This is a genomic window from Nocardioides sp. LHD-245 (assembly GCF_030929495.1).
Classification (GTDB): domain Bacteria; phylum Actinomycetota; class Actinomycetes; order Propionibacteriales; family Nocardioidaceae; genus Nocardioides.
This window is the reverse complement of sequence record NZ_JAVFWN010000009.1, coordinates 263,743-286,711: the sequence shown is the minus strand read 5'-3', so window position 1 is coordinate 286,711 and position 22,969 is coordinate 263,743. Positions and strand designations below refer to the sequence as shown.

Sequence of the window (22,969 nt, the reverse complement as noted above, 5' to 3'; positions counted from 1 at the left end):
GGGCGGTCGCCATGGTCCAAAGTCCCGGCGGGGCAGGGACGCTGTTCCTGTCCCGCCGGGGCTCGGCCTGTGTCGGCAGGCTCAGGCGATGGTCGCCGGCGGCGTGACGCCCAGCTCGCGCAGCGCCGCGGCGTACTGCTCGACGTTGCGCAGCTTGACCGTCTCGTAGCCGCGGACCAGGTCGGGCAGCTCGGCGAGCCGGACCGCGCGGTCGTACGACGCCGGGTCGAGGCTGCTGGCGAGGTCGGTGACCATCGTGCGGTAGTGGTCGCGCAGGTCCCGTTCCACCCGGCGCAGGTGGGCGTAGCCGAAGACGTCGGCGCGGGTGCCCCGCAGCGACTTCATCCGGGCCAGGGCCCGCAGCGTGCCGTGCGACCTCGGCCCGAAGGAGATCTTCTTGGTGCGCCCCATCGCCCGCAGCACGGGCGGGTGCAGCTTGAAGGCGACGGTGCCGTCCGGGAAGGCGGCGCCGGTCGAGGCGAGGAACTCCGGGTCGGTGAGGAGGCGGGCGACCTCGTACTCGTCCTTGTACGCCGTCAGCTTGAACAGGTGGCGGGCGACGGCCTCGCTGAACCTGGTCTCGGTGGTGACGGCGCGCTCGGCCGTCGCGACCTGCGCGACGAGCGCGACGTAGGAGTCCGCCAGCCGCTCGTCCTGGTAGCCGACGAGGTCGGTGGCGCGCCGGGCGACCAGGCGCAGCACCTCGCCCTGCAGGCCGGAGGCCGCGACGGACGCCGGGACCGCGACCTCGCGGACCGGAGCGGGTGCGGCGGCGACCTTCCCGGCCATGCGGAAGGCCGCGGGGTCGGTGACGGCCGCGCGGCCCCAGTGGAACGCGGCGATGTTGGCGGCCACCGCGGTGCCGTTGATCTCGATGGCCTCCTCGATCGCGGCCGCGGGCAGGCGGAGCGCGCCGGTCTGGTAGGCCGCTCCGACGAGCAGGAAGTTCGCGGCGACGGTGTTGCCGAAGATCCGGTCCGCGGCCTCGAGCGCGTCGAAGTCGAAGAGCTCCGCACTGGCGGTGCGGACCCGGTCCAGCAGGCCGGCCTCGTCGGGGTGCCGGACCGCCGGGTCGTGGACCATCGCGCCGGTCGCGGTGCGGCTGGACGAGACGACGGCCCGGGTCGCGGTCGCGCTGCCGTAGGAGAGGTTGCGGTCCTCGGCGAGGGTCAGCAGGTCGAAGCCGAGGAAGCAGTCGGCGGACTCCGGCGTGAGCCGGTTGGCCGGCTCGAGGTCGCCGTCGGCGAACCGCAGGTGCCCGGTCACCGGCCCCGCCTTCTGGCTCAGGCCGGTCTGGTCGAGCGACTCGACGGCATAGCCCGCCCGGAGCGCCGCGGTCGCGAGCACCTGGTTGACGGTCACGATGCCGGTGCCGCCGATGCCGGTCATGAAGACGTTCTGGGTGCCGGTGACCCGGTCCTCCGCGGAGCTGGGTGTCACGGCCGGCGGGACCGGGAATCCCTTGCGGGCAGGCTTGGCCGCCTTCGCCTTCGTGCGTCCGCGTTTGCGCGGCGCCGTCTCGACGGTCACGAACGACGGGCAGTCGCCGTCCAGGCAGCTGTAGTCGGTGTTGCAGGAGGTCTGCTCGATCCGGGTCTTGCGGCCGTACTCCGTGTCGACCGGCTGCACCGAGAGGCAGTTGCTCTTGACGCCGCAGTCGCCGCAGCCCTCGCAGACCGCCTCGTTGATCACCACGCGCTGCGTGCGGGCGGGGAGGCCGCCGCGCTTACGCTGGCGGCGCGCGTCGGCGGCGCAGTGCTGGTCGTAGATCAGCACGGTCACGCCGGGCACCTCGCGCAGCATCCGCTGGGCCTCGTCGAGACGGTCGCGGTCCCAGAGCAGGGTGCCGGGAGCGAGGTCCCGCCGACGATGGCGGCTGGGGTCCTCGGCGCACACGACGATCTTCGCGACGCCCTCGGTGTGCAGCTTGCGCGTCAGCTGCGGGACGGACAGCGCCCCCTCGGCGTCCTGTGCGCCGGTCATCGCGACGACGTCGTTGTAGAGCACCTTGTAGGTGATGTTGACGCCCGCGGCGATGCAGGCCTGGACGGCCAGCTGCGCGGAGTGGAAGAAGGTGCCGTCACCGACGTTCTGGAAGATGTGGCCGGCATCGGTGAACCAGGCCTGGCCGATCCACTGGGCGCCCTCGCCTCCCATCTGGGTGACTCCGGTGACGGTGTCCTCGGGCCGGTCGGAGATGGTCACCATGGCGTGGCAGCCGATGCCGCCGCCACCCATCGAGCCCTCGGGCAGCACGGTGGAGCGGTTGTGCGGGCACCCGGAGCAGAAGTACGCCGACCGGTTGACCGGCAGCAGCGGCAGCGAGGTGCGCGGCCGCTGCGGCGGCGCCACGGTCAGCCAGCCCTCCAGGGCGTGGCGCAGCGGCGCGAGCAGGCGGCCCGCGGTGAGCTCGCCGTCGGCGGGGATCAGCAGCCGGCCCGAGGCGTCCTTCTTGCCGAGGATCCGCGGCGCCTGGTCGGTGCCGTAGAGGAGGTCGCGGATCTGCATCTCCATGAAGGACGTCTTGTCCTCCACGACGAGGATCTCGTCGAGCCCGTCGGCGAGCCGGCGGACGGCCGCCGGCTCGACCGGGCTCATCATCCCCATCCGCATCAGCCGGACGCCGGCCGCCACCAGGGCGTCGTCGGTGACGCCGAGGTCGGCGAGCGCCTGGCGCAGGGAGTCGAAGCAGCTGCCCGACGCGACCAGGCCGAGCCGCGCCGCTGGCGCGTCCACCTCGATGACATTGAGGCCGTTGCGGGCGGAGTAGTCGTGGACCAGCGCCGTGCGCGGCCCCACCAGCTCGGCCTCCGCGCCGACGATCATCGGCGGGCGCAGCACGATCGGGCTCTGCGTGTAGACGTAGGGGTGGCCGTTCCAGTCGATCTCCGGGGCCACGGGAGAGACGGCGATGTCGGCGCCGTCGACCACCCAGGCTCCGTCGGCCACGTCGGCCACGATCTTCAGGGCGACGACGCACCCGGAGGTGCGCGACAGGTCGATCGCGTGCAGCCCGAGGGTGACGACCTCGGTGGCGTTGCGCGGGAACAGCACGGGGATGCCGAGGGCGGCCAGGGACCGCTCGCTCACCGCGGGCACGGTCGAGGACTTCGACGCGGGGTCGTCGCCGACCAGCAGGACGGCGCCACCGCGCCGGTTGACGCCGTACATGTTGGCGTGGCGCAGGGCGTCGGTCGCCCGGTCGACACCGGGCCCCTTGCCGTACCAGAAGCCGGTCACGCCGTCATGGGTGTGGGTGCCGAGCGGGAGCTCGATCTGGCTGCCCCACACGGCCGTCGCGGCGAGCTCTTCGTTGAGGCCGGGGACGAAGCGGATGTCGTTCTCGTCGAGCACGTCCCGCATGTCGGCGAGCATCCGGTCCAGGCCGCCGAGAGGGCTGCCCTGGTAGCCGGACACGAACGACGCGGTGCGCAGGCCACGGCGGCGGTCGAGGGCGCGATGCTCCACGAGGAGCCGCGCGATCGCCTGGACGCCGGTGAGCAGCGTCGGCGGAGCATCGACCCGGAAGCGGTCGTCGAGGTCGTACGGCGCCGCCGGCTCGCTGGCGGGACGGTCGAGAAGCTCGGTCATGCGCGGACTCCCTCGCTCGGTCGGGACGGGGCGGCGGCGAGTCGCTCCGCGACGATCTCGGCGGCCACCTCGCCCGGCAGCAGGCCACCCTCGTCGGAACGCCGCAGGATGTCGCGCACGGTGTCGGCGATCCGGGCGATGTCACCGCGGACATCGTCGGTGGTGCGCTCCCCGATCTCGCCGCCGACCTGGATCAGGCCGCCCGCGTTGGCGACGTAGTCGGGCACCCAGGTGATGTCGCGGCGGCGCAGCAGCGGCGCGACGGAGGAGTCGAGGAGCTGGTTGTTGGCGGCGCCGCACACGATGCTCGCGCGGATCGCGTCCGCCGAGCCGGTCGTCAGGGTGGCGCCGAGTGCGCACGGGGCGTAGACGTCGACCGGCGCGTCGAGCACGGCATGCCGGATGGTGATCCGGGGGTGCCGTTCGAGCACCTGGGCCAGGGCGTCGCCCGACGCGTCGGACACGGTGACCTCGGCGCCCTCCTCCAGCAGCAGGCCGACCAGCTGCGCACCGACCTTGCCGACGCCCTCGACGCCGACCCGCCGGCCGCGGAGGCCGTCCGGGCCCCACCGGTGCTCGGCGGCTGCGCGCATCGCGCTGAAGACGCCGTACGCCGTGGAGTAGCCGCTGTCGCCCGAGCCACCGGTGCTCCCGACGACGTGCCGGGTCGCGGTCGCGACGATGTCGAGGTCCTGGGCGCTCGTGCCCACGTCGCCGGCGGTGATGTAGCGCCCCGAGAGGGTGTCGACGAACCGGCCGTACGCCGCCAGCAGCGCGGGCGTCTTGACGGTCGCGGGATCGCCGATGATGACAGCCTTGCCGCCGCCCAGGGCGATGCCGGCCGCCGCGGCCTTGTGGGTCATGCCCTGCGAGAGCCGCAGCACGTCGGTGAGTGCCTCGGCCTCGGACGCGTACGGGTAGAAGCGGGTGCCGCCGAGCGCCGGGCCCAACCGGGTGTCGTGGATCGCGATTATCGCGCGCAGCCCGCTCGCCGCATCCCGGCAGAAGACGACCTGCTCGTGCCCGGCGGTCCCGAGTTCGTCGGAGCGTTCGAAGACCAGATCGGCGGGGGCGGCGGTGAGGGTCATGCGCACGAGCCTGGGGCATGGTGGGCCCGGTCACAACTCCTGTCGCCGGGTTTGGCGTCGATTCGCAATCAGCATGACGGAATCGCCTCGGGAGGCGCAACAAGCGGGCTGTCGGGAGTAGATTCTGTTGCGTGACCGAGCCGACCCAGCGCCCGGGCGAGCGAGCCGATCGTCCCGCCGCCCTGGATGCCACCGACCGTGCGATCCTCGACCTGCTGCGGGAGAACGCGCGCCGGCCGTTGCGCGAGATCGCGACCGCCGTCGGCCTCACGGTCGCCCCGGTCCAGCGGCGGATCGCGCGGTTGGAGAAGGCGGGGGTGATCGAGCGCTACACCGTGCAGATCAACCACGGCCGGATCGCCACCGGCATCGAGGCGATGACCGAGCTGCACTTCGCCGATGACCTCGATCTGGCCCAGATCATGCAGTTCGTCGCCCAGATCCCCGAGGTCGAGGAGGTGCTCACCCTGGCCGGGGATCCCGACGCGCTGGTCCGGATCCGGGTCGAGGGCGTCGAGGACCTGCGCCGGGTGGTCAGCTCGCTGCGCTCCGGCGGTGCCGTGGCCAGCACCAAGACCCTCGTCGTCCTGGAGCAGTGGACCCGCTTCGGCTGACGTGCGTAGCTTGTAACTAAGTGTTACGTACGCTTTTGAACGATCCAACCACCCAAAACCGTGACGTAACACTTAGTTACAAGGGCCTGCTGCCCCGCGCGTACCGCTCGAACCGCTCGGGGATCTGCTCCGACCCGGTCGACTTGGTGCCGGCGATCCGGACCTTGCGGGACTTGATCCGCCAGCGGTCGCCCTCGTCGACGAGCTCGTCGTCGTAGCAGCCCCAGACATGCAGGTGGAGGTCCTGCTCGGCGTTGTCATGGAAGGCGTAGACGTAGGCGATGGTCCGCGCGGTGCCGTCGGCGACCTCGAGGAAGCTCACGGTCGAGACGTGGTGGCTGGTCGCGGTGTAGCGGCCGGTTGCGGCCTCGAACAGGCCGCGCAGCCTCTCGCGCCCGGCCGTGACGTTGCCGTGGCCGTAGTCGAAGGTGGCGTCCTCGCAGAACAGGTCGGCGAGCAGGTCGATGTCGCAGCGGTCCACGCCCCTGCTGTAGGCGTGCAGGGTGTCGCTGATCTCGGCGCGGGCGACGAGGTCGCCGGGCGTGAGTCGGGGCATAGGGGTCTCCTCAGGCGAAGGCGGCGAGGATCTCGCGCAGCCGGTCGGGGTCGTCGGTGGGCCAGCCGAAGTACGACGAGACCCGGTCGACCCGGCCGCCGAAGCGCTCCTTGCACAGCGCGGGCATCTCCTCGGGCTTGCCGACGAGGGCGATCTCGTGCAGGAGCCGGTCGTCGATCAGGTCGCCCATCTCGGTCCACTTGCCCTCGCGGGACAGGCCCTGCAGCTCGGGCTGGAGGTTCTCGTAGCCGACGCTCGCGAGCACCTTCGCGTACGCCGGGGTGGAGGCGTAGAACGCGATCTGCTCGCGCGTGCGGCGGGCCATGTCCTCCAGCTCGGCGTCGGTGTCGCCCATGACGAGGAACAGCGGCACGTAGAGCTCGAGCGCGCCGCGGTCGCGACCGGAGGCGGCGAGGCCGCGCTCGACGGCCGGCAGCGTCACCTGGTCGAGGTACGCCGTGGTGGTCATGCCGTGCAGGAGCAGGCCGTCGCACAGCTCGCCGCCGAGCTCGGTCATCTTGGCGCCGACCGCGGCGATCATCGTCGGGATCCGATGGGTGTGGTGGTGCGGCGTGAACACCGGCGTCATCAGCGTGTGCTGGTAGTGCTCGCCCCGGTAGTCGAGGCGGGTGCCGTCGCGCCACGAGGTGAAGATGGCGTCGAGGGCCAGGAGGAAGTCGCGCATCCGGTCGACCGGCGGGCTCCACTCCATGGAGAAGCGGCGCTCGATGTGGGCCTGGATCTGGCTGCCGAGACCGAGCACGAAGCGCCCGCCGGACATGGCGGCGAGGTCCCAGGAGAGATAGGCGACCGACATCGGGTTGCGGGCGAAGGCGACCGCGATCGCCGTACCGACGGACAGCCGCTCGGTGGTGAGCAGCGCGGCCTGGGACTGGAGGAAGGCGTCGGTGACGCTCTCGCTCGCCCAGACGCCGTCGAAGCCCTGCGTCTCGGCGTCCGCCGCGATCGGTCCGCAGCCGGCGGCGGAGGAGCCGATCATGCCCATGTCGATCTTCATCGTGCGTCCTTCGGTAGGTGGAGGACCCGTTCGCCGACGGCGTTCTTGAGGATCTCGTCGGTGCCTCCGCCGACGCGGAGGCCGGGCAGCCCGAGGGTGAGCTCGGACCAGGCGTAGGTGCCCCACGCCCCGGTGTCGGCGACGTGCCCGGCGCCGAGGACGTCGGCGGCGACGTCGCTCATCTGGCGCAGCAGGTCCGTCGTGAGGAGCTTGGTCATGGCCAGCTCGGGGCCGGGCGTCCCGCCGCCGTCGAGGTAGCGGGCGGTGGTGAGCTGCGCGGCCCAGGCCCGTACGACGACGTCGGCGAGCTGGTCGCGGGTGCGGTCGTCGACGGGATCCTGCACGTGGCGGGCGAGGTCGACGAGCCGGTCGACCAGGGCGTCGTCGACCCCGACCTCCCGGCCGATGGCGGAGCGCTCGTTGAGGAGCGAGGTCACCACGACGCTCCAGCCGCCGTCGACCTCGCCGACCCGCGCCGTGTCGGGGACGTGGACGTCGGTGAGGAACACCTCGTCGAACGACGCCCCGCCGGTCAGCTGGCGGATCGGCCGGATCTCGACGCCCGGGGCCCGGAGGTCGACGAGGAAAGTGGTCAGGCCGGCGTGCTTGGGCCGGTCGGGGTCGGTGCGGGCGATGCAGAGGCCGAGGTCGCTGTAGTGGGCGCCCGAGCTCCACACCTTCTGCCCGTTCAGGCGCCAGCCGTCGCCGTCGCGCTCGGCCCGGGTGGAGAGGCCGGCGAGGTCGGACCCGGCGCCGGGCTCGCTGTAGAGCTGGCAGGCGATGACCTCGGCGGTCCGCAGCCGGCGGAGCAGGCCGGTGCGCTGCTCCTCGGTGCCGTGCTCGAGCAGGGTGGGACACAGCGTCGAGGCGCTGAACCGGAGGTAGGCGTCGTCGGGGAGCTCGTGCTCCGTCTCGACCTCGCGCAGGAGATCCGCGTGCCGGGTGGACAGCCCGGCGCCGCCGTACGCCGCCGGCCCCTCGACCCACGCGAGCGCGTGCGCGTCGAGGTGGGCGCGGTAGCGCCGCAGCTCCGCGATCTCCTCGGCCTCACCCTCGGAACGCTCGGCCACGACCGAGACCCGGTCGTCGCCCTCTCCCCAGGTGTTCCCGGCGTCGGCCCGCCGTGGGGCGAAGGCGCCGATCACCTCGGTGACGCGCTGCCGGAAATCCTGCTCACTCACGGTCGACATCGTCCTCCGATCGGGGCTCCTGGCTCGACGCACGGTTGCGTCGGTGGGGCGGCGCGCCTAAGATATCAAAGCAAGTGCTTGATTGAAAGTGTCTCCGGAGACGGGGCAGAAGGAGGTGCCGTGGTCGGCATCGAGTCATATGCGGTCTACCTGCCGGTGCCGCGCCTGGACCGCGCCGACGTGGCCCGTGTCATCGGCGGACGCGGCAAGGGCGTGCGTCCCGTGGCCTCGTACGACGAGGACGCCACCACCATGGGTGTGGCGGCGGCCCGCGCCGCGCTGCGCAGCGGTGGCGGTGTCGACAGCCTGTGGTTCGCCACGACCCGCCCCGCCTACCTGGAGAAGTCGAACGCGGCCACCGTCGCGGCGGCCGCGGGCCTGGCGGCGGAGGTCGCGGCCTACGACCTGTCCGGCGCCCTGCGCGGCGGCGCCGGCGCGCTGCGTGCCGGCCTCTCCGCCGGTGCGTCCGTGGTCGTCGCGAGCGACGTCCGCTACGGCCTGCCCGGCTCCGCGGACGAGGCCGAGGGCGCCGACGCCGCCGCCGCCCTCGTGGTCGGCCCCGACCCGATCGCCGAGCTGGTCGGCACCGCGTCCCTGACCAGCGAGTTCCTCGACCGGTGGCGGATCCCCGGCGAGGTCCGCACCCGGACCTGGGAGGAGCGCTTCGGGGTCGAGGAGTACGTCCCGCTCGTCGAGCGCGTCGTCGACGACGTCCTCGGCCGCTGCGAGCTCAAGCGCGAGCAGATCGACCACGTCGTCCTCAGCACCCCCCACGCCCGCGCCCGCGCGAGTGCCCGCCGCGGCTTCGAGGCCGCGCAGCTGGCCGCCACCGACGCGGCAGCCCTCGGGTACGCCGGCGCCGCCGACCTCGCCGTCGGCTTGGCGCTCGCGCTCGATGCCGCCTCGCCCGGCGATCTGGTCCTGGCGGTGTCGGCCACCGACGGCGCCGACGCCTTCGTGTTCCGGGTGACCGAGCGGCATGCGACGAGCGGACGCAGCGGGCTCGCCGACACGCCTCCCGGGCAGCCGGTTTCCTACGGCGACTTCCTCAACTGGCGGGGCCTGCTGCCCCGCGAGCCGGCCCGGCGCCCCGACGTCAAGCCGCCGGTCCCGCCCGCCGCCCGGCGTACCGCCTCCTGGAAGTTCGGCTTCGTCGCCGCGCAGTGCGGCTCGTGCGGCTACCGCAACCTGCCGCCGCGCCAGGTCTGCCTGCGCTGCTCGGCCTCCGAGGGCTTCGAGCCGGTCTCGATGGTCGACGTGCCCGGCCGGATCGCGACGTTCACCGACGACTGGCTCTCCGAGTCCGTCCAGCTCCCGGCCCGCGTGGTCGCGGTCGACTTCGAGGGCAGCGGCCGCTTCGAGTGCGAGATGACCGACGCCGTCGGCCGCGAGCTCGCGATCGGCGACCGGGTGAGCCCGACCTTCCGGCTGGCGAGTGTGGCCGCCAACGGCGTCCGGAACTACGTGTGGAAGGTGCGGCCGCACCTCGAGGAGGAGGACTGATGGGATCTCACGCCCTGGCGACACCGGTCGCCGTGGTCGGCATGGCCTGCACCAACTTCGGTGAGCTCTGGGACCGCAACGTCGACGACCTGCTGGTGGAGGCGACCCACGGCGCGCTCGGCGCGGCGGGCGGCCTCGGGGTCGACGACGTGGACGCGTTCTGGCTCGGCTCGATGATCTCGGGCGTCTCGGGCCTGACCCTCACCCGCCCGCTCAACATCTCCCACAAGCCGGTCACCCGGGTCGAGAACATGTGCGCGACGGGCTCCGAGGCCTTCCGCAACGCCTGCTACGCCGTCTCCTCGGGCGCCTACGACGTCGTGATGGCGGTCGGCGGAGAGAAGCTCAAGGACGCGGGCTATTCCGGCCTCGAGATGCCGAGCGTGCCCAACGACGGCACGCCGCCGGTCCTCAGTGCGCCCGCGATGTACTCGATGATCGTGCCCGCCTACGCGCGCCGCTACGGCGTGTCGGAGGAGCAGATCAAGGAGGCGATGACCCACATCGCCTGGAAGAACCACGGCAACGGGGCCCGGAACCCGCGCGCGCAGTTCCGCAAGGAGGTGCCCAAGGAGACGATCGCCGCGGCACCCACCCTCGCCGGCCGGCTCAGTGTGTTCGACTGCTCCGGCGTCGCCGACGGTGCCGCCGCGGCGGTCATCGTGCGGGCCGAGGACGCGCTGAAGTACACCGACAAGCCGCTCTACGTGCACGCGCTGGCGCTCGACGCCGGTTCGGGCACCGGCCGCAACGACAGCGACTACGACTACTCCGACCTCGCCGAGGCGGCGGCGTCGGCGCGCACGGCGTACGCCCAGGCGGGCATCACCGATCCCGCCACCGAGATCTCGCTCGCGGAGGTGCACGACTGCTTCACGCCGACCGAGCTGGTCCTCATGGAGGAGCTCGGCTTCTCCGAGCGCGGCAAGGCCTGGCGCGACGTTCTCGACGGCCGCTACGACCGTGACGGCGCGCTGCCGGTCAACATCGACGGCGGCCTGAAGAGCTTCGGGCACCCGATCGGCGCGAGCGGGCTGCGGATGATCTTCGAGATGTGGCTGCAGTTCCGCGGTGAGGCCGGCGAGCGTCAGGTCGCGGATCCGCGGTTCGGGCTGGTCCAGAACCAGGGCGGCAGCCCGGGAGACCTGGTCAGCGCGGTCACCATCGTCTCCGACCGACGACCCTGAGATGGGCCGTCCGTGCATCTCCGGTCCGACCACGACCCGGTCCGTTAAGGTGTCCGAGCACGTGGACCGGTTGCAGAAAGGCAGCGCAACGTGAGTACTACCCGTCGCCGCTCGACCGGCTCCCCCACGGGCACGGCGCGCAAGGAGCTGATCATGCGTGCCGCGGCGAAGGTGTTCTCGGAGAAGGGCTTCTCCGCCGCCACCGTGCGTGACATCGCCGACGACGCCGACATGCTCTCGGGGAGCCTCTACTACTACTTCGACTCCAAGGAGGCGATGGTCGAGGAGGTGCTCGTCGAGTACCTCGACTCGATGGTCCGGGGGTACGACGTGGCGGTCTCCGAGGCGGACGGCCCCGTCGTCGCGCTCGAGCAGCTGGTCGCGTGCGCGCTGCGCGGCCTGGTCGAGAACCGGCAGCACGTCACGATCCTGCAGAACGACTGGCACTACGTCGGTCCGATGAAGGGCATCGTCGAGCGGCAGCACCAGATCGAGAAGGTCTGGCTGGAGACGATCCAGCGTGGCATCGACGCCGGGGAGATCCGCGACGACATCGACGCCCGGATGATCTACCGCACGATCATGGGTGCGATCCAGGCGGTGATCCGCTGGTTCAACCCCCGCGGCCGGGTCGGCATCGACCGGGTCATCGAGGTGCAGACCGCGATCCTGCTCGACGGGATCCGCACGGCCTGACAGCCTGACGGGAGAGCGCCGCTCGGCGGCGTTCTCTCGTCAGCGGAGAATAGCAAGCGCTTGCTCTACAACGAGCGGGAGGAGAGATCATGGCAGGCCTGGTCATCAGCGCCGAGCTGTCGCCGGTGTTCGCGCGGTTCCTGGACCAGCGCGGACCGGTGGAGGTGAGCCGGCTCGGCGGCCCGGGGCTCCCCGAGCTGTGGACCGGACTGGTCGAGGAGGTCGGCGCCGCCGGCCTGCTCGTCGAGGACGAGTACGGCGGCCAGGGGGCCTCGCTCACCGAGCTCGCCGCCGCGGTCGCCGAGACCTCGCGCTGCGGGTGGTCCGGGCCGCTGGTCGCGGCCTCGGGCGTCGGCGCGACGCTCCTGCGCCGGGTCGACCCCTCGGATGCCACGGGCCTGCGCCGGGCGCTCGCCGAGGACGGGCGGGTCGTCGTGCCCGCGCTGCACGAGGACGGCGCCGGGCTCGCCCTGGACACGGCCGCCCGGCTCGCCGGCGACGGTGCCACGCTCTCCGTCAGCGGGCGCAAGACGTTCGTCGACAGCGGCACCCACGCCGACGCCTTCCTGGTCACGGCGGTCGGCGCCGACGGCGCCGTCGAGCTGGTGCTCGTGGACGCCACCGCACCGGGTGTCGCCGTGACCGCCATGGAGGCCGTCGACCCCGGGCGCGGACTGGCGCTCCTCGACCTCGACGGTGCCCGCGCCACCACGGTGGCCGCAGGGCCGGACGTCGCCGCCGCGGTGCGCGACGCCTGGCTGGTCGGTGCCCTGCTCACCGCGGTCGACGCCCTCGCCGCCGCGCACCGGGCGTTCGACCTGGCCCGCGACTACGCGGTCGACCGGCAGCAGTTCGGCCGGCCGGTCGCCTCCTTCCAGAGCATCAAGCACAAGCTCGTCGACATGTACGCCGAGCTCGAGACCGCGACCAGCGCGGTGCTCGCCGCGGTGGCCGCGGCGGCGGAAGAGGCCGACGACTGGCGCTTCGCGGTGTCCGCGGCCAAGGTCCGGGCCGGCGACGCCGCGATGCTCGTGCTGCGCGAGGCCGTCCAGGTCCACGGCGGCATCGGCTTCACCTGGGAGCACGAGATCTCCCACCACTTCCGCCGGGTCACCGCCGCACGCGCCCTCTACGGCACGCCGACCGCGCACCGGGCGCTGGTGGCCGCGGAGCGGGGCTTCTGATGAGTGACGTCCCCTCCCGGGTCGTGCTGCGCGAGGTCGGCCCCCGCGACGGCCTGCAGAACGAGCCGCCCGTGCCCACGGCCAGCAAGGTCGAGCTCGTCGACGCGCTCGGGACGACCGGGCTCAGCGAGATCGAGACCGTCTCCTACGTTCACCCGCGCGCGATCCCCCAGATGGCCGACGCGGCCGAGGTGTGGTCCGCGGTGCGCCGCCGCGACGACGTCCGTTACTCGGCGCTCGTGCCCAACCTGGTGGGCGCCAGGCGCGCGCTCGACGCGGGCTTCCGCGACATCGAGGTCGTCGTCTCGGCCTCCACCACCCACAACCTTCGCAACATCAACCGCACGCCGGAGGAGTCCCTCGACGGGATCGCCGAGGTCATCGACCTGGCCCACGCGGCCGGCGCGCGTTGCCAGGTGATCGTCGCGACGGCGTTCGGCTGCCCCTACGAGGGGGAGGTCGCGGAGGAGACCGTGGCGTCGTACGCCGCCCGGGCCCGTCGCGACGGCGCCGACAGCATCTGCTTCGGCGACACCACGGGGATGGGCTCGCCGCCGCGGGTACGCCGCCTGGTCGGCCGGTTCCGCGAGCTCGACGCCGACGCGCCCCTGACCCTGCACCTGCACGACACGAGGGGCACCGGCATGGCGAACCTCGTCGCGGGCCTGGAGATGGGTGTGTGGCAGTTCGACGCGAGCGTCGGTGGTCTCGGCGGCTGCCCGTACGCGCCCGGCGCGAGCGGCAATATCGCCACCGAGGAGGCGGTCTACCTGCTCGAGGAGCTGGGTGTCGAGACCGGGGTCGACCTGGAGCGCCTCCTCGACGTCGCCGAGCTCGCCCAGCGCCTGGTCGGCCGCGAGCTGCCGTCCCGCCTGCTCAAGGCGGGCCCGCGCACCCGCCTCTCCGTCTGACCCGGCTCCGCCAACCGACCCCGCACCTCCTGGAGGAACTGATGCCCCTCGACCCCACCCGCGTCGGCCTGGTCACCGGACCGCACCCGGTGACCTGGACCGACAAGGACTCGCTGCTCTACGCCCTCGCCGTCGGCGCGGGCCAGGACGACCCGCTCGCCGAGCTCGCCCTCACCACCGAGAACAGCGAGGGCGTCGCGCAGCAGGTGATCCCGACCTTCGGGGTGGTCCTCGGCCTGGCCCACGGTCTGCCCGACGTCGGTGACTTCGACCCGACCCGGGCCGTCCACGCCGAGCAGGAGTTCGTCGTGGACGGGCCGATCCCGGCAGCCGGCGAGGCCCATGTCGTCACGACGGTGACCGAGATCTGGGACAAGGACCCGCACGCGGTCATGTGGACCGAGTCGGAGCTGGTCGACGCGGCCACCGGCCGGCGGCTGATGCGCAGCCGGCTGGGCGCGTTCTTCGGCGGCGCCGGCGGCTTCGGCGGCGAGCGCGGCCCCAGCCCGGCGTGGAGCGCCCCGGAGCGGAGTCCTGACCTGGAGATCGACTTCGCGAGCCGGCCGGACCAGGCTCTGCTCTACCGCCTGACCGGCGACCGTAATCCGCTGCACGCCGATCCGGTGTTCGCGGCGCGGGGCGGCTTCGATCGGCCGATCCTCCACGGCATGTGCACCTACGGCTGCGTGGCGCGGCTGCTCGTCAACCGGCTCGCCGGTGGCGATGCGAGCGCATTGCGCGCCATGGCGGGCCGCTTCACGCGACCGGTGCTCCCCGGCGACGCGCTCCGCCTGGTGGTGTGGCGCGACGGCGAGGAGGGCGTGTTCCGGGTGCTGACGCCCGCCGGCGACGTCGTCATCGACCGCGGGAGGTTCGAGCTGGACCGTCCGGAGGCGGCTCAGGACGCCCGCGCCTGACCCCGCCCCCCGAATCCGCCGGGAATTGCGACCTCGGGCCATTGCGTGACCGGCATCACTGTGCTTATGATCAAGCACTTGCTTCACATTAATCAAGCATTTGCTTGACCCTCCCGCAAGAAAGGGACGCCCGTGTCTCGACTCATCACCCACCGCCGCCGGTTCCGTACGGCAGCCGCGGCCATCACCACGGCGGCACTGGTCGCCCTCTCGGGATGCAGCTCCTCCGACGAGGGAGGCGACACCGAGTACCTCGTCGGCTTCCCCGCCCTCACCTCCGGCCCGGCCGCCTTCGCGGGCGTGCCGATCACCGAGGGGGCGAAGCTCGCCGTCGAGGAGATCAACGACAGCGACTTCCTCGGCGACGGGAAGACGATCGACCTCAAGATCGACGACATCAAGGGCGACCCGGCCCAGGCCATCGCGCTCTACAAGCAGTACGCGGCGGACGGCGCCTCCGGCGTCCTGTGCTGCGGCCTCTCCTCCGAGGCCGGCGCCCTCGCCCCGATGATCAAGCAGAGCAAGGTCCCGGCGATCGTCACCTCGGCGATCCTCGCGGGCCTCGCGGAGCCGCCCTACGTCTACCGGCCGGTCGTGCTCCCCGCGGAGGCGGAGGGCATCTACGACCAGTTCATCGACAGCGTCGTCCCGGCCGAGGGCATCAAGACCGCGGTGCTCGTGGTCACCGCCGACAACGACGGCATGGTCGGCGACGGCGAGGTCTGGAAGGCGGCCCTGGAGCGCAACGGCGTGGACGTGGTGAAGACCATCAACACGTCGTCGACCGACACCAACTACACCCAGGCCGCGACGGAGATCCAGTCGCTGGACCCCGACGCCGTCGTCGCCAGCATGCTCGGCACCCCCGCCGCGCTGCTCGCCAAGTCGCTGCGTGAGCGCGACTACGACAAGCGGATCCTGACCAGCTACGGCGTCGACAGCGTCGAGCTCTTCAAGTCCTCGGGCGGCGGACTCGCCGGTGCGCTGTTCGCGGTGCCCTTCCAGGCCGGCTTCACCGACAACGAGCTCGCCACGAAGTTCACCGAGGCGTACAAGGCCGAGTACGGCAAGGACCCCGACATGTACGGCGCCCAGGGCTACACCGCCATGTGGCTGCTCGCCGAGGCGATCAAGGAGGCGGGCGACAAGGACCCGGCCAAGGTCGCCAAGGCGCTGGAGGGGATCACCTCGCAGGACACCGTCTACGGCGAGCTCGTCTACAAGGACGGCCAGGCCAGCCTGAACGCGCCGGGCTCCTACCTGGAGTGGACCGCCGAGGGCACGCTCACGGAGTGGGCCGGCTGACCCACGGGTCGCTGGCCGTGTGAGGGAGAGGATGTCGATGGACCTCGGAATCGCCTGCAGCTTCCGCGCGACGGGAGGTGAGTCGCTCGGCGCCGCCATCGCGCGGGCCGGTGCGACCGCCGAACAGGCGGGGCTGGCCTCCTGGTGGGCCGGTGGCGACCGCGAGGCCGCCACCGACCGGGCGCACGACCCGAGCCTGGGCCTGCAGCGCCTGGCCCGGGCGACGAGCGGGATCCGGCTCGGGCTCTCCGGAGACCTCCTCTCCCTCCACAGCGCGGCGGTCCGCGCCAAGCAGATCGCCAGCATCGACTGGTTCGCCGGCGGGCGCCTGGAGCTGGGGCTCGACCTCGGCGCCCCGCCCGCCGAGCTGGCCGACCCGTTCCGCGACGTCGACGACCACGTCGGCCGGGCGCTGGACAACCTGGGCGCGATGCGCGCCCTGTGGACCGAGCGCCGGGCGTCGTACGACGGCGAGCACGTGTCCTTCACCGGCGCCATCGCGCTGCCCAAGCCGGTGGGGGAGCGGGTCCCCGCCACGCACCTGCGGGCCACCTCGGCCGACGCCCTGGACCGGTACGCCGCCGCGCACGGCGCCCCCGCCGGCTGGCTGGCCTGGCAGGCGGGCCGCGACGACCTGATCGCCTCGATCGAGGTGCTCGGCAAGGTGCTCGGCGACGCCGCCGACGGCGTACGACGCACCTGGTGCGTGCCGGTCGCCGACCTGCCCGCGGCCCGCGAGGCGATCGCCTCGCTGCCGGTCCGCGTCGACGAGCTCGTCGCGGACCTGGACCACCTGCCGACCGACGAGGAGATCGCCGCCATCGCGGCGTTCGCCTGAGTCGCGGCACCCAACGACAACCCCATCGTCAAGCGCACGACCACGAGAGGAGCCTCGGTGGAGATCGGTCTGGTCGACCTGTTCGACGGCAGCGCCGAGCGGGACCCCGCCTTCATGGCACAGTTCGGGAGGACGGCCGAGGAGCTGGGCTTCACCGGCATCTGGCTGCCGGAGCACATCGTGTTCTTCGACGAGTACACCTCGGAGTACCCCTACCCCGAGGCGCCGTCGGCCACCGACCCCGAGAAGGTCGAGCGGCACAACAAGACCGTGGACGGCAAGGCCCGCGTGGAGGCAGCCGCCGACCAGGGGCTGCTCGACGTGCTCCAGGCCGCGGCGGAGGTGTGCGCCGCCACGACCCGGCTGCGGATCGGCAGCTCGGTCATGCTGCTGCCGCTGCGCAACCCGCGACTGCTCGCCCGCGACCTGATGACCGTCGCCGCCCTCACCGACGGACGGGTCGACCTCGGCGTCGGCGTGGGCTGGTCGGCCGAGGAGTTCGCCGCCTGCCAGACCGAGTTCAAGACCCGCGGCCGCCGCTGCGGCGAGGGGATCGCCGAGCTCACCCGCCTGTGGGAGGACCCCGACGACATCTATCCGGAGGATCCAGCGCCGATGCCCCGCATGCTGGTCGGCGGGCACTCGCCGGCCGCGCTGCGCCGGGCCGCGGCGGTCGCGACGGGGTGGTACCCCTGGAACCTGACCCCCTCGCAGTTCGCCGAGCACCACGCGACGTACCGCGCCCAGCTGGAGGAGGCCGGTCGTGACCGGGCCGACCAGCACGTGATCGCCGGGCTCCGCTTCACCGGCGAGATGGACGCGCTGCCCGCCGTGGTCGAGCGCTATCTCGAGCTCGGCGCCGACGGCGTCAACCTGTCCCTGCGGATGGAGGCGCACGACTACGCCGACACGATGCGGGCGGTCTCCGACGCGCTGGGACTCGCGGCATGAACCACCCCACTCGGTTCTTCGCTCCCCCGCTCCGCTCCTCCGCGAACAACCGATCGGGGACCCCGGCATGAGCGCGCCCGTCACCGACGCCGACGTCGAGGAGTTCCGCGCCGAGGTGCGCGCCTGGCTGGCCGAGAACGTCCCGGCCGAGCCGTTGCCGCCGTGGACCGAGCGGGCGGGCTTCGACCTGCACCGTGCCTGGGAGGGCCGGCTCTTCGACGGCGGGTACGCCGCCGTCGACTGGCCCACCGAGTACGGCGGTCGCGACGCCGGCCTGCGCCGGTCGATGGCCTTCGCCGAGGAGTACTACCGCGCCGGTGCCCCGGAGCGGATCAACATGGGCGGCCTCTACCTGCTCGGCCCGGTGCTGATGCAGTACGGCACGCCCGAGCAGTGCGCACGCTGGATCCCCGACCTGCTGGCCTGCCGCACCATCTGGTGCCAGGGCTTCAGCGAGCCCGGCTCGGGCTCCGACCTCGCCTCGCTGCGGACCCGGGCCGAGCGCGACGGCGACCACTATGTCGTCAACGGCCAGAAGATCTGGACCTCGATGGGCGGCTTCGCCGACTGGATCTTCGCGCTGGTGCGCACCGACCCGGAGGCGGGTCGCAAGCGCAAGCACGACGGCATCACCTTCCTGTGCATCGACCTGCGCTCGCCCGGCGTCGAGGTCCGGCCGCTCGCCATGGTCGACGGCACCCGCGGCTTCGCGGAGGTCTTCTTCACCGACGTCCGGGTTCCGGTCGAGAACGTCGTCGGAGAGGTCGACCGCGGCTGGGCGGTCGCGATGTCGACCCTCGGCTTCGAGCGGGGCGCCGTGTTCGGCGACCACGCCAAGTTCTCCAACGACGTCGCCGACCTGGCGGCGCTCGTCGACGCGCGCGACCTCGACGAGGACACGCACGCGCTCGACGAGCTGGGCCGGGTCCTGGTGCAGACCGAGGTCTACCGGGCCAACGTCTACCGCCTCGCGGCCCGCGCCGAGGCGGGTGGCGAGCTCGACAGCACCGCCAGCATCAACAAGGTCTTCTGGACCCAGATGCAGCACGACATCTTCGACACCGGCATCCGCCTGCTCGCCGAGGACGGCGCCGTCGTCGGCGATCCCGGCTCGCTGCCGGACGCCGATCCCGCCACGCTGCGCGCGTGGTCCCAGTGGCACCACCGCTACTGGTACGCCCGGGCCGCCATGATCTTCGGCGGCACCAACGAGATCCAGCGCAACATCATCAGTGAGCGCGTGCTGGGCCTGCCGATGGAGCCGCGACGATGACCCCGCACGACACCCTCGACCAGGACCGCCGCGAGCTGGTCGAGCTCACCGACGACCTGCTGGGCAGGCACTGCGACCTCGACTTCCTGCGCGCCCGGATCGACGACGGCACCGCCCACACCCCCGGACTCTGGGGCCGGCTGGCCGAGACCGGCCTGGTCTCCGCTCTCGTCGCGGAGGAGCACGGCGGTGCGGGACTGACGCCCGCGCACCTGTCGGGCGTGCTGCACAGCCTCGGCCGGCACGCCGTACCCGAGCCCTACCTGGAGACCGCGGTGCTGGCCGCGACCGTGCTCGACGCCCTGCCCGGTCCGGTCGCCGACACCTGGCTGCCGCGGATCGCCGCCGGCGACGCCGTCGTGGTCGTCCGCCTCGGCGAGCTCACCCCTCTCCTGCCGTACGCCGCCGACGCCGACCTGCTGCTCGACGTCGCCGACGACGGTGCCGTGCGCGCCTTCGCAGCCGACGAGCTCGAGGTCACGCCTGTCCCCGCACTCGACCCGCTGCGTCCCCTGGGGCGGGTCGTCCTCACCGGCGCGGGCACCGAGGTCGGTGACGACGGCGCCGTCGTCGCCCGCACCCGGACCCTCGCCCTCTCCGGTGCGGCCTGTCTGCTCGCGGGCGCCTCCCAGCGTCTGCTCGACCTCACCGTCGAGTACGTCGCCGTCCGCGAGCAGTTCGGCCGGCCGGTCGGCTCCTTCCAGGCCGTCAAGCACAAGGCGGCCGACCTCGCCGTCATGGTCGACATGGCGACCGCCGCGGCGCTCTCCGCCTTCGACGCGGCCGACGAGCCCGACGGGCCGCGCCGCGCCGCCGCGGCCAAGGCCTACGCCGGCGAGGCGGCCGCGCGGGCCAACGTCGACGCCCTCCAGCTGCACGGCGGGATCGGGTTCACCTGGGAGTACCACCTGCACATCTGGCTCAAGCGCGTGATGGGCCTCGCCGCGTCGTACGGCACGACGACGGCGCTGCGCCGTGACCTCGCGCGCGAGCTGGTGGCGCGCGTCGGCCAGGAGCGCCGCGGATGAGCGAGCTGGGCTTCTGGCGCCTGGCCGGCAGCGACCCCGCGGCGTGCGCGGTCGTCGAGCCGGACGGCACCACCGTCACCCGTGGCGAGCTGCTGGCCCGGGCCAACGCCACCTCGCGGCTGCTGCGCGACCTCGGCCTCCACCGCGGCGACCGCGTCGTGGGCGTGGTCGCCAACGAGTCGTGGGCGATCGCGGTGGTGCTCGCCTGCCAGCAGATCGGCGCCTACTACGTCCCGGTCAACACCGCGCTGACCACCACCGAGGTCGGCTATATCGTCGAGGACGCCGCTCCGGTGGCCGTGCTCTGCTCGCTCGCGTACGCCGACACGGTGCGGGCCGCGGCCGACGCGGTCGGCCTGCCGGCCGATCGGCGCCTCGCCTTCGGCGAGGCCGACGGCTTCCGCGACCTCACCGTCGAGATCGCCGACGTGCCCGCGGGACCGGTCGAGGACCGCACGCCCGGCTCCTACCTCGGCTACACCTCCGGCACGACGGGCCGTCCGAAGGGCGTGCTGCGCCGGCTGCCGGAGGGCGACCCGGACGACGTGTTCGCGGCCGGCGCCGCCTGGCAGCTCGGCATGTTCGGCATCACCCCGCTCGACGACGGCGTGCACCTGGTGACCTCGCCGCTCAGCCACACCGCGGTCAGCGGACTCGCCGTGACCTCCCTGCACTACGGCCACGCCGTGGTGCTGACCGGCCGCTTCGACGCGGAGCAGGTGCTCCGCCTGATCCAGGAGCACCGGGTCACCACGACCCACCTGGTGCCGACCCAGCTGCACCGGCTGCTGCGCCTGCCGGAGGCGACCCGGGCGGCGTACGACGTCGGCAGCATGCGCTCGCTCGTGCACGGTGCCGGGCCCTGCCCCGAGACGGTGAAGCGCGCGGTGATCGCGTGGTTCGGACCCGTCGTGTGGGAGTACTACGGCGCGACGGAGGCCGCGGGCACCGCCATCTCCAGCGCCGAATGGCTCGAGCGACCCGGCAGCGTCGGACGTCCTCAGCCCGGCGCCGAGGTCCGGGTCCTCGGCGACGACGGCGAGCAGGTCCCCACCGGCACCGCCGGCGCGGTCTACCTCCGGATGGGCGCCAACGCGTTCGAGTACCGCGGTGACGACGCCAAGACCCAGGCCGGTCGCGTCGGCGACTTCGTCACCGTCGGCGATCTCGGCCACCTCGACGAGGACGGCTACCTCTTCCTGCTCGGCCGCTCGGCCGAGGTCATCGTCAGCGGTGGCGTCAACATCTACCCCGCCGAGGTCGAGGCCGCCCTGCTCGAGCACCCCGACATCCAGGACGCCGGCGTCGTCGGGCTGCCCGACCCCGAGTGGGGCGAGCTCTCCTGCGCCGTCATCCAGGCCGTCCCCGGCTCGCCGCTGTTCGGCGACGACGTCGCCGACCTGCTCGGCCCCTTCCTCCACGACCGTCTCGCGCGCTACAAGGTGCCGCGCCAGTACCAGGTCGTCGCCGAGCTGCCTCGCGGCGCCAACGGCAAGCTCCGCAAGCACCTGCTGCCCGAACTCGTCCAGGAGTGACCTCGTGAAGCCCGTCCCCCTCGCCACCCCGGACACCCAGGCGTGGCTCGACCGGATCGACGCCGGCGAGCTGACCGTGCCCCGCTGCACGGCCTGCGCGTCGTTCTTCCTCTACCCGCGCAGCAGCTGCCCCCGCTGCGGCGCACGCACGGTCGAGCTGGTCCCGGCGGCCGGCACCGGCGTGCTGCTGTCGTTCGTCGTCAACCACCGCGCCCCGGCCGGATTCGAGGCGCCGTACGCCCTCGGCGTCGTCGCGCTCGCCGAAGGACCGCACCTGACCGGTGTGGTCCGCACCGACCGGCCCGAGCTGCTGGAGGTCGACGCGCCCGTGCGGGTGGCCTTCGAGGAGCGCGGCGAGCGCCGCGTCGTCTGCTTCGACCTCGAGGAGGCCACGGCATGAGCCTGCGCGGAGCGATCGCGATCGTCGGCGCCGCCGAGAGCACCGACCTGGGGAAGATCCCCGACAAGTCCGCCCTGGAGCTGCACGTCGACGCCGCGCTCAACGCGCTGGCCGACTGCGGCCTCACCCCGGCCGACATCGACGGCGTCGCCTCGGCCGGCGAGCTGCCCAACGACGTCGCCGACTACCTGGGCATCGTGCCGGAGTACCTCGACGGCACCAACGTCGGCGGCTCGTCGTACATGCTGCACGTGCGGCACGCCATGGCCGCGATCAGCGCGGGCCTGTGCGAGACGGTCCTCGTCACCCACGGCGAGTCCGGACGCTCGCGGATCGGCATGACGCCGTGGGCGCCGGCCCCGCAGTCGCTGATGGCGCAGCTGGAGGTGCCGCACGGCCCGGTGGGCGCGCCGTCGCTGTTCCCGATCGGCGTGCGCCGCTACATGGCGCAGTACGGCATGACCCGCGAGCAGCTCGCGCTGGTGCCGGTCGTGCAGCGCCAGTGGGCGGCGATGAACCCCCGCGCCAAGCTGCGCGACCCGATCACCGTCGAGGACGTCTTCGCCTCGCCCGTCATCGCCGACCCTGTGCACCTGCTGCACTGCTGCCTGGTCACCGACGGTGGCGGCGCCCTCGTGCTCACCTCGGCCGAGCGGGCCCGGTCGCTCGACCTGCCGAACCCGCCCGTCTACGTCCTCGGCGCCGGGGAGTCCAGCGAGTCGTCGGTCGTCTCCGGGCTGGAGAGCCTGACGTCGTCGCGGGCCATCCGCCTCGGCGGCGAGCGTGCCCTCGCCCAGTCGGGCGTCGCGCACGCCGACGTCGACCACCTGATGATCTACGACGCCTTCGCGCACGTCCCGATCTACGGTCTCGAGGACCTCGGCTTCGTCGGCCGGGGCGAGGCGCCGGCGTTCATCGAGGACGGCCACACCGCCCCCGGCGGCAGCCTGCCGATGAACACCAACGGCGGCGGGCTGTCGTACACCCACACCGGGATGTACGGCATGTTCGCCATCCAGGAGTCCGTGCGCCAGGTCCGCGGCACCGCGCCGGCGCAGGTCGACGGCGTCGACATCAGCGTCTGCACCGGCGTCGGCGGCATGTTCATGAGCTCCGGCACCCTCGTGCTCGGCAGCGCAGCGACCCTCTGACCCATCCGAGGACCCATCCGAGGGCCCATCCCG

At 72.8% G+C, this 22,969-nt stretch carries 20 protein-coding genes; 15 read left to right on the top strand and 5 right to left on the bottom strand.

Annotated features, from left to right (window positions below; translation table 11 throughout):
• Positions 1 to 81: 81 nt before the first annotated feature.
• Entirely contained in the window at positions 82 to 3,591 is a 3,510-nt protein-coding gene (locus tag RB608_RS14940) for an indolepyruvate ferredoxin oxidoreductase family protein (protein ID WP_308088781.1), read from the bottom strand.
• On the bottom strand, positions 3,588 to 4,679 hold the full coding sequence (locus RB608_RS14935; RefSeq protein ID WP_308088780.1) for a Glu/Leu/Phe/Val dehydrogenase dimerization domain-containing protein: 1,092 nt from the start codon (positions 4,677 to 4,679) through the stop codon (positions 3,588 to 3,590). Before RB608_RS14935 ends, RB608_RS14940 begins: the two co-directional genes overlap by 4 nt.
• Positions 4,680 to 4,810: 131 nt before the next feature.
• Here RB608_RS14935 and RB608_RS14930 point away from each other — a divergent pair, with 131 nt between their 5' ends.
• The gene (locus RB608_RS14930) at positions 4,811 to 5,293 is read left to right on the top strand and encodes an Lrp/AsnC family transcriptional regulator (RefSeq protein WP_308088779.1); all 483 of its coding nucleotides are present in this window, start codon (positions 4,811 to 4,813) and stop codon (positions 5,291 to 5,293) included.
• A 76-nt stretch (positions 5,294 to 5,369) separates the two neighbouring features.
• On the opposite strand, the gene RB608_RS14925 is transcribed toward RB608_RS14930, so the two are convergent.
• From RB608_RS14925 to RB608_RS14915, 3 genes are read right to left on the bottom strand one after another with little or no spacing between them, the layout of a single operon-like run.
• A complete protein-coding gene (locus tag RB608_RS14925) occupies positions 5,370 to 5,849 on the bottom strand; it encodes a nuclear transport factor 2 family protein (RefSeq protein WP_308088778.1) in 480 nt (159 codons plus the stop codon).
• Between the two features lie 10 nt (positions 5,850 to 5,859).
• Positions 5,860 to 6,867: a TIGR03617 family F420-dependent LLM class oxidoreductase gene (locus tag RB608_RS14920; protein ID WP_308088777.1), complete on the bottom strand. Its 1,008-nt coding sequence runs from the start codon at positions 6,865 to 6,867 to the stop codon at positions 5,860 to 5,862.
• On the bottom strand, positions 6,864 to 8,048 hold the full coding sequence (locus RB608_RS14915; protein WP_308088776.1) for an acyl-CoA dehydrogenase family protein: 1,185 nt from the start codon (positions 8,046 to 8,048) through the stop codon (positions 6,864 to 6,866). The genes RB608_RS14920 and RB608_RS14915 overlap by 4 nt, the downstream gene beginning before the upstream one ends.
• A 129-nt stretch (positions 8,049 to 8,177) precedes the next feature.
• Between RB608_RS14915 and RB608_RS14910 the strand changes: the two genes are divergently transcribed.
• The 14 genes from RB608_RS14910 to RB608_RS14845 all read left to right on the top strand — a co-directional run bounded on the left by RB608_RS14910 (position 8,178) and on the right by RB608_RS14845 (position 22,936).
• Positions 8,178 to 9,560 carry a hypothetical protein gene (locus RB608_RS14910; RefSeq protein ID WP_308088775.1) on the top strand — a complete coding sequence of 461 codons (1,383 nt, stop codon included), beginning with the start codon at positions 8,178 to 8,180 and terminating at the stop codon, positions 9,558 to 9,560.
• The gene (locus RB608_RS14905; protein ID WP_308088774.1) at positions 9,560 to 10,747 is read left to right on the top strand and encodes an acetyl-CoA acetyltransferase; all 1,188 of its coding nucleotides are present in this window, start codon (positions 9,560 to 9,562) and stop codon (positions 10,745 to 10,747) included. The genes RB608_RS14910 and RB608_RS14905 overlap by 1 nt, the downstream gene beginning before the upstream one ends.
• A 90-nt stretch (positions 10,748 to 10,837) precedes the next feature.
• Positions 10,838 to 11,443: a TetR/AcrR family transcriptional regulator gene (locus RB608_RS14900; RefSeq protein ID WP_308088773.1), complete on the top strand. Its 606-nt coding sequence runs from the start codon at positions 10,838 to 10,840 to the stop codon at positions 11,441 to 11,443.
• 89 nt (positions 11,444 to 11,532) lie between these two features.
• The gene (locus RB608_RS14895; protein ID WP_308088772.1) at positions 11,533 to 12,627 is read left to right on the top strand and encodes an acyl-CoA dehydrogenase family protein; all 1,095 of its coding nucleotides are present in this window, start codon (positions 11,533 to 11,535) and stop codon (positions 12,625 to 12,627) included.
• Complete coding sequence (locus tag RB608_RS14890; RefSeq protein ID WP_308088771.1) at positions 12,627 to 13,538, top strand: hydroxymethylglutaryl-CoA lyase; 912 nt, start codon at positions 12,627 to 12,629, stop codon at positions 13,536 to 13,538. Before RB608_RS14895 ends, RB608_RS14890 begins: the two co-directional genes overlap by 1 nt.
• Positions 13,539 to 13,579: 41 nt before the next feature.
• Positions 13,580 to 14,455, top strand: coding sequence for a MaoC/PaaZ C-terminal domain-containing protein (locus tag RB608_RS14885; protein WP_308088770.1), 876 nt, complete (start codon positions 13,580 to 13,582; stop codon positions 14,453 to 14,455).
• Between the two features lie 132 nt (positions 14,456 to 14,587).
• Positions 14,588 to 15,760 carry an ABC transporter substrate-binding protein gene (locus tag RB608_RS14880; RefSeq protein ID WP_308088769.1) on the top strand — a complete coding sequence of 391 codons (1,173 nt, stop codon included), beginning with the start codon at positions 14,588 to 14,590 and terminating at the stop codon, positions 15,758 to 15,760.
• A gap of 37 nt (positions 15,761 to 15,797) precedes the next feature.
• On the top strand, positions 15,798 to 16,598 hold the full coding sequence (locus tag RB608_RS14875; RefSeq protein WP_308088768.1) for an LLM class flavin-dependent oxidoreductase: 801 nt from the start codon (positions 15,798 to 15,800) through the stop codon (positions 16,596 to 16,598).
• Between the two features lie 57 nt (positions 16,599 to 16,655).
• Positions 16,656 to 17,549 carry an LLM class flavin-dependent oxidoreductase gene (locus RB608_RS14870; protein WP_308088767.1) on the top strand — a complete coding sequence of 298 codons (894 nt, stop codon included), beginning with the start codon at positions 16,656 to 16,658 and terminating at the stop codon, positions 17,547 to 17,549.
• 67 nt (positions 17,550 to 17,616) lie between these two features.
• Complete coding sequence (locus RB608_RS14865) at positions 17,617 to 18,822, top strand: acyl-CoA dehydrogenase family protein (protein ID WP_308088766.1); 1,206 nt, start codon at positions 17,617 to 17,619, stop codon at positions 18,820 to 18,822.
• The gene (locus tag RB608_RS14860; RefSeq protein ID WP_308088765.1) at positions 18,819 to 19,850 is read left to right on the top strand and encodes an acyl-CoA dehydrogenase family protein; all 1,032 of its coding nucleotides are present in this window, start codon (positions 18,819 to 18,821) and stop codon (positions 19,848 to 19,850) included. The genes RB608_RS14865 and RB608_RS14860 overlap by 4 nt, the downstream gene beginning before the upstream one ends.
• Complete coding sequence (locus RB608_RS14855) at positions 19,847 to 21,385, top strand: AMP-binding protein (protein ID WP_308088764.1); 1,539 nt, start codon at positions 19,847 to 19,849, stop codon at positions 21,383 to 21,385. Before RB608_RS14860 ends, RB608_RS14855 begins: the two co-directional genes overlap by 4 nt.
• 4 nt (positions 21,386 to 21,389) lie before the next feature.
• The gene (locus tag RB608_RS14850; protein WP_308088763.1) at positions 21,390 to 21,785 is read left to right on the top strand and encodes an OB-fold domain-containing protein; all 396 of its coding nucleotides are present in this window, start codon (positions 21,390 to 21,392) and stop codon (positions 21,783 to 21,785) included.
• Positions 21,782 to 22,936, top strand: a complete 1,155-nt coding sequence (locus RB608_RS14845) for a thiolase (RefSeq protein WP_308088762.1) — start codon at positions 21,782 to 21,784, stop codon at positions 22,934 to 22,936. Before RB608_RS14850 ends, RB608_RS14845 begins: the two co-directional genes overlap by 4 nt.
• Positions 22,937 to 22,969: the final 33 nt, after the last annotated feature.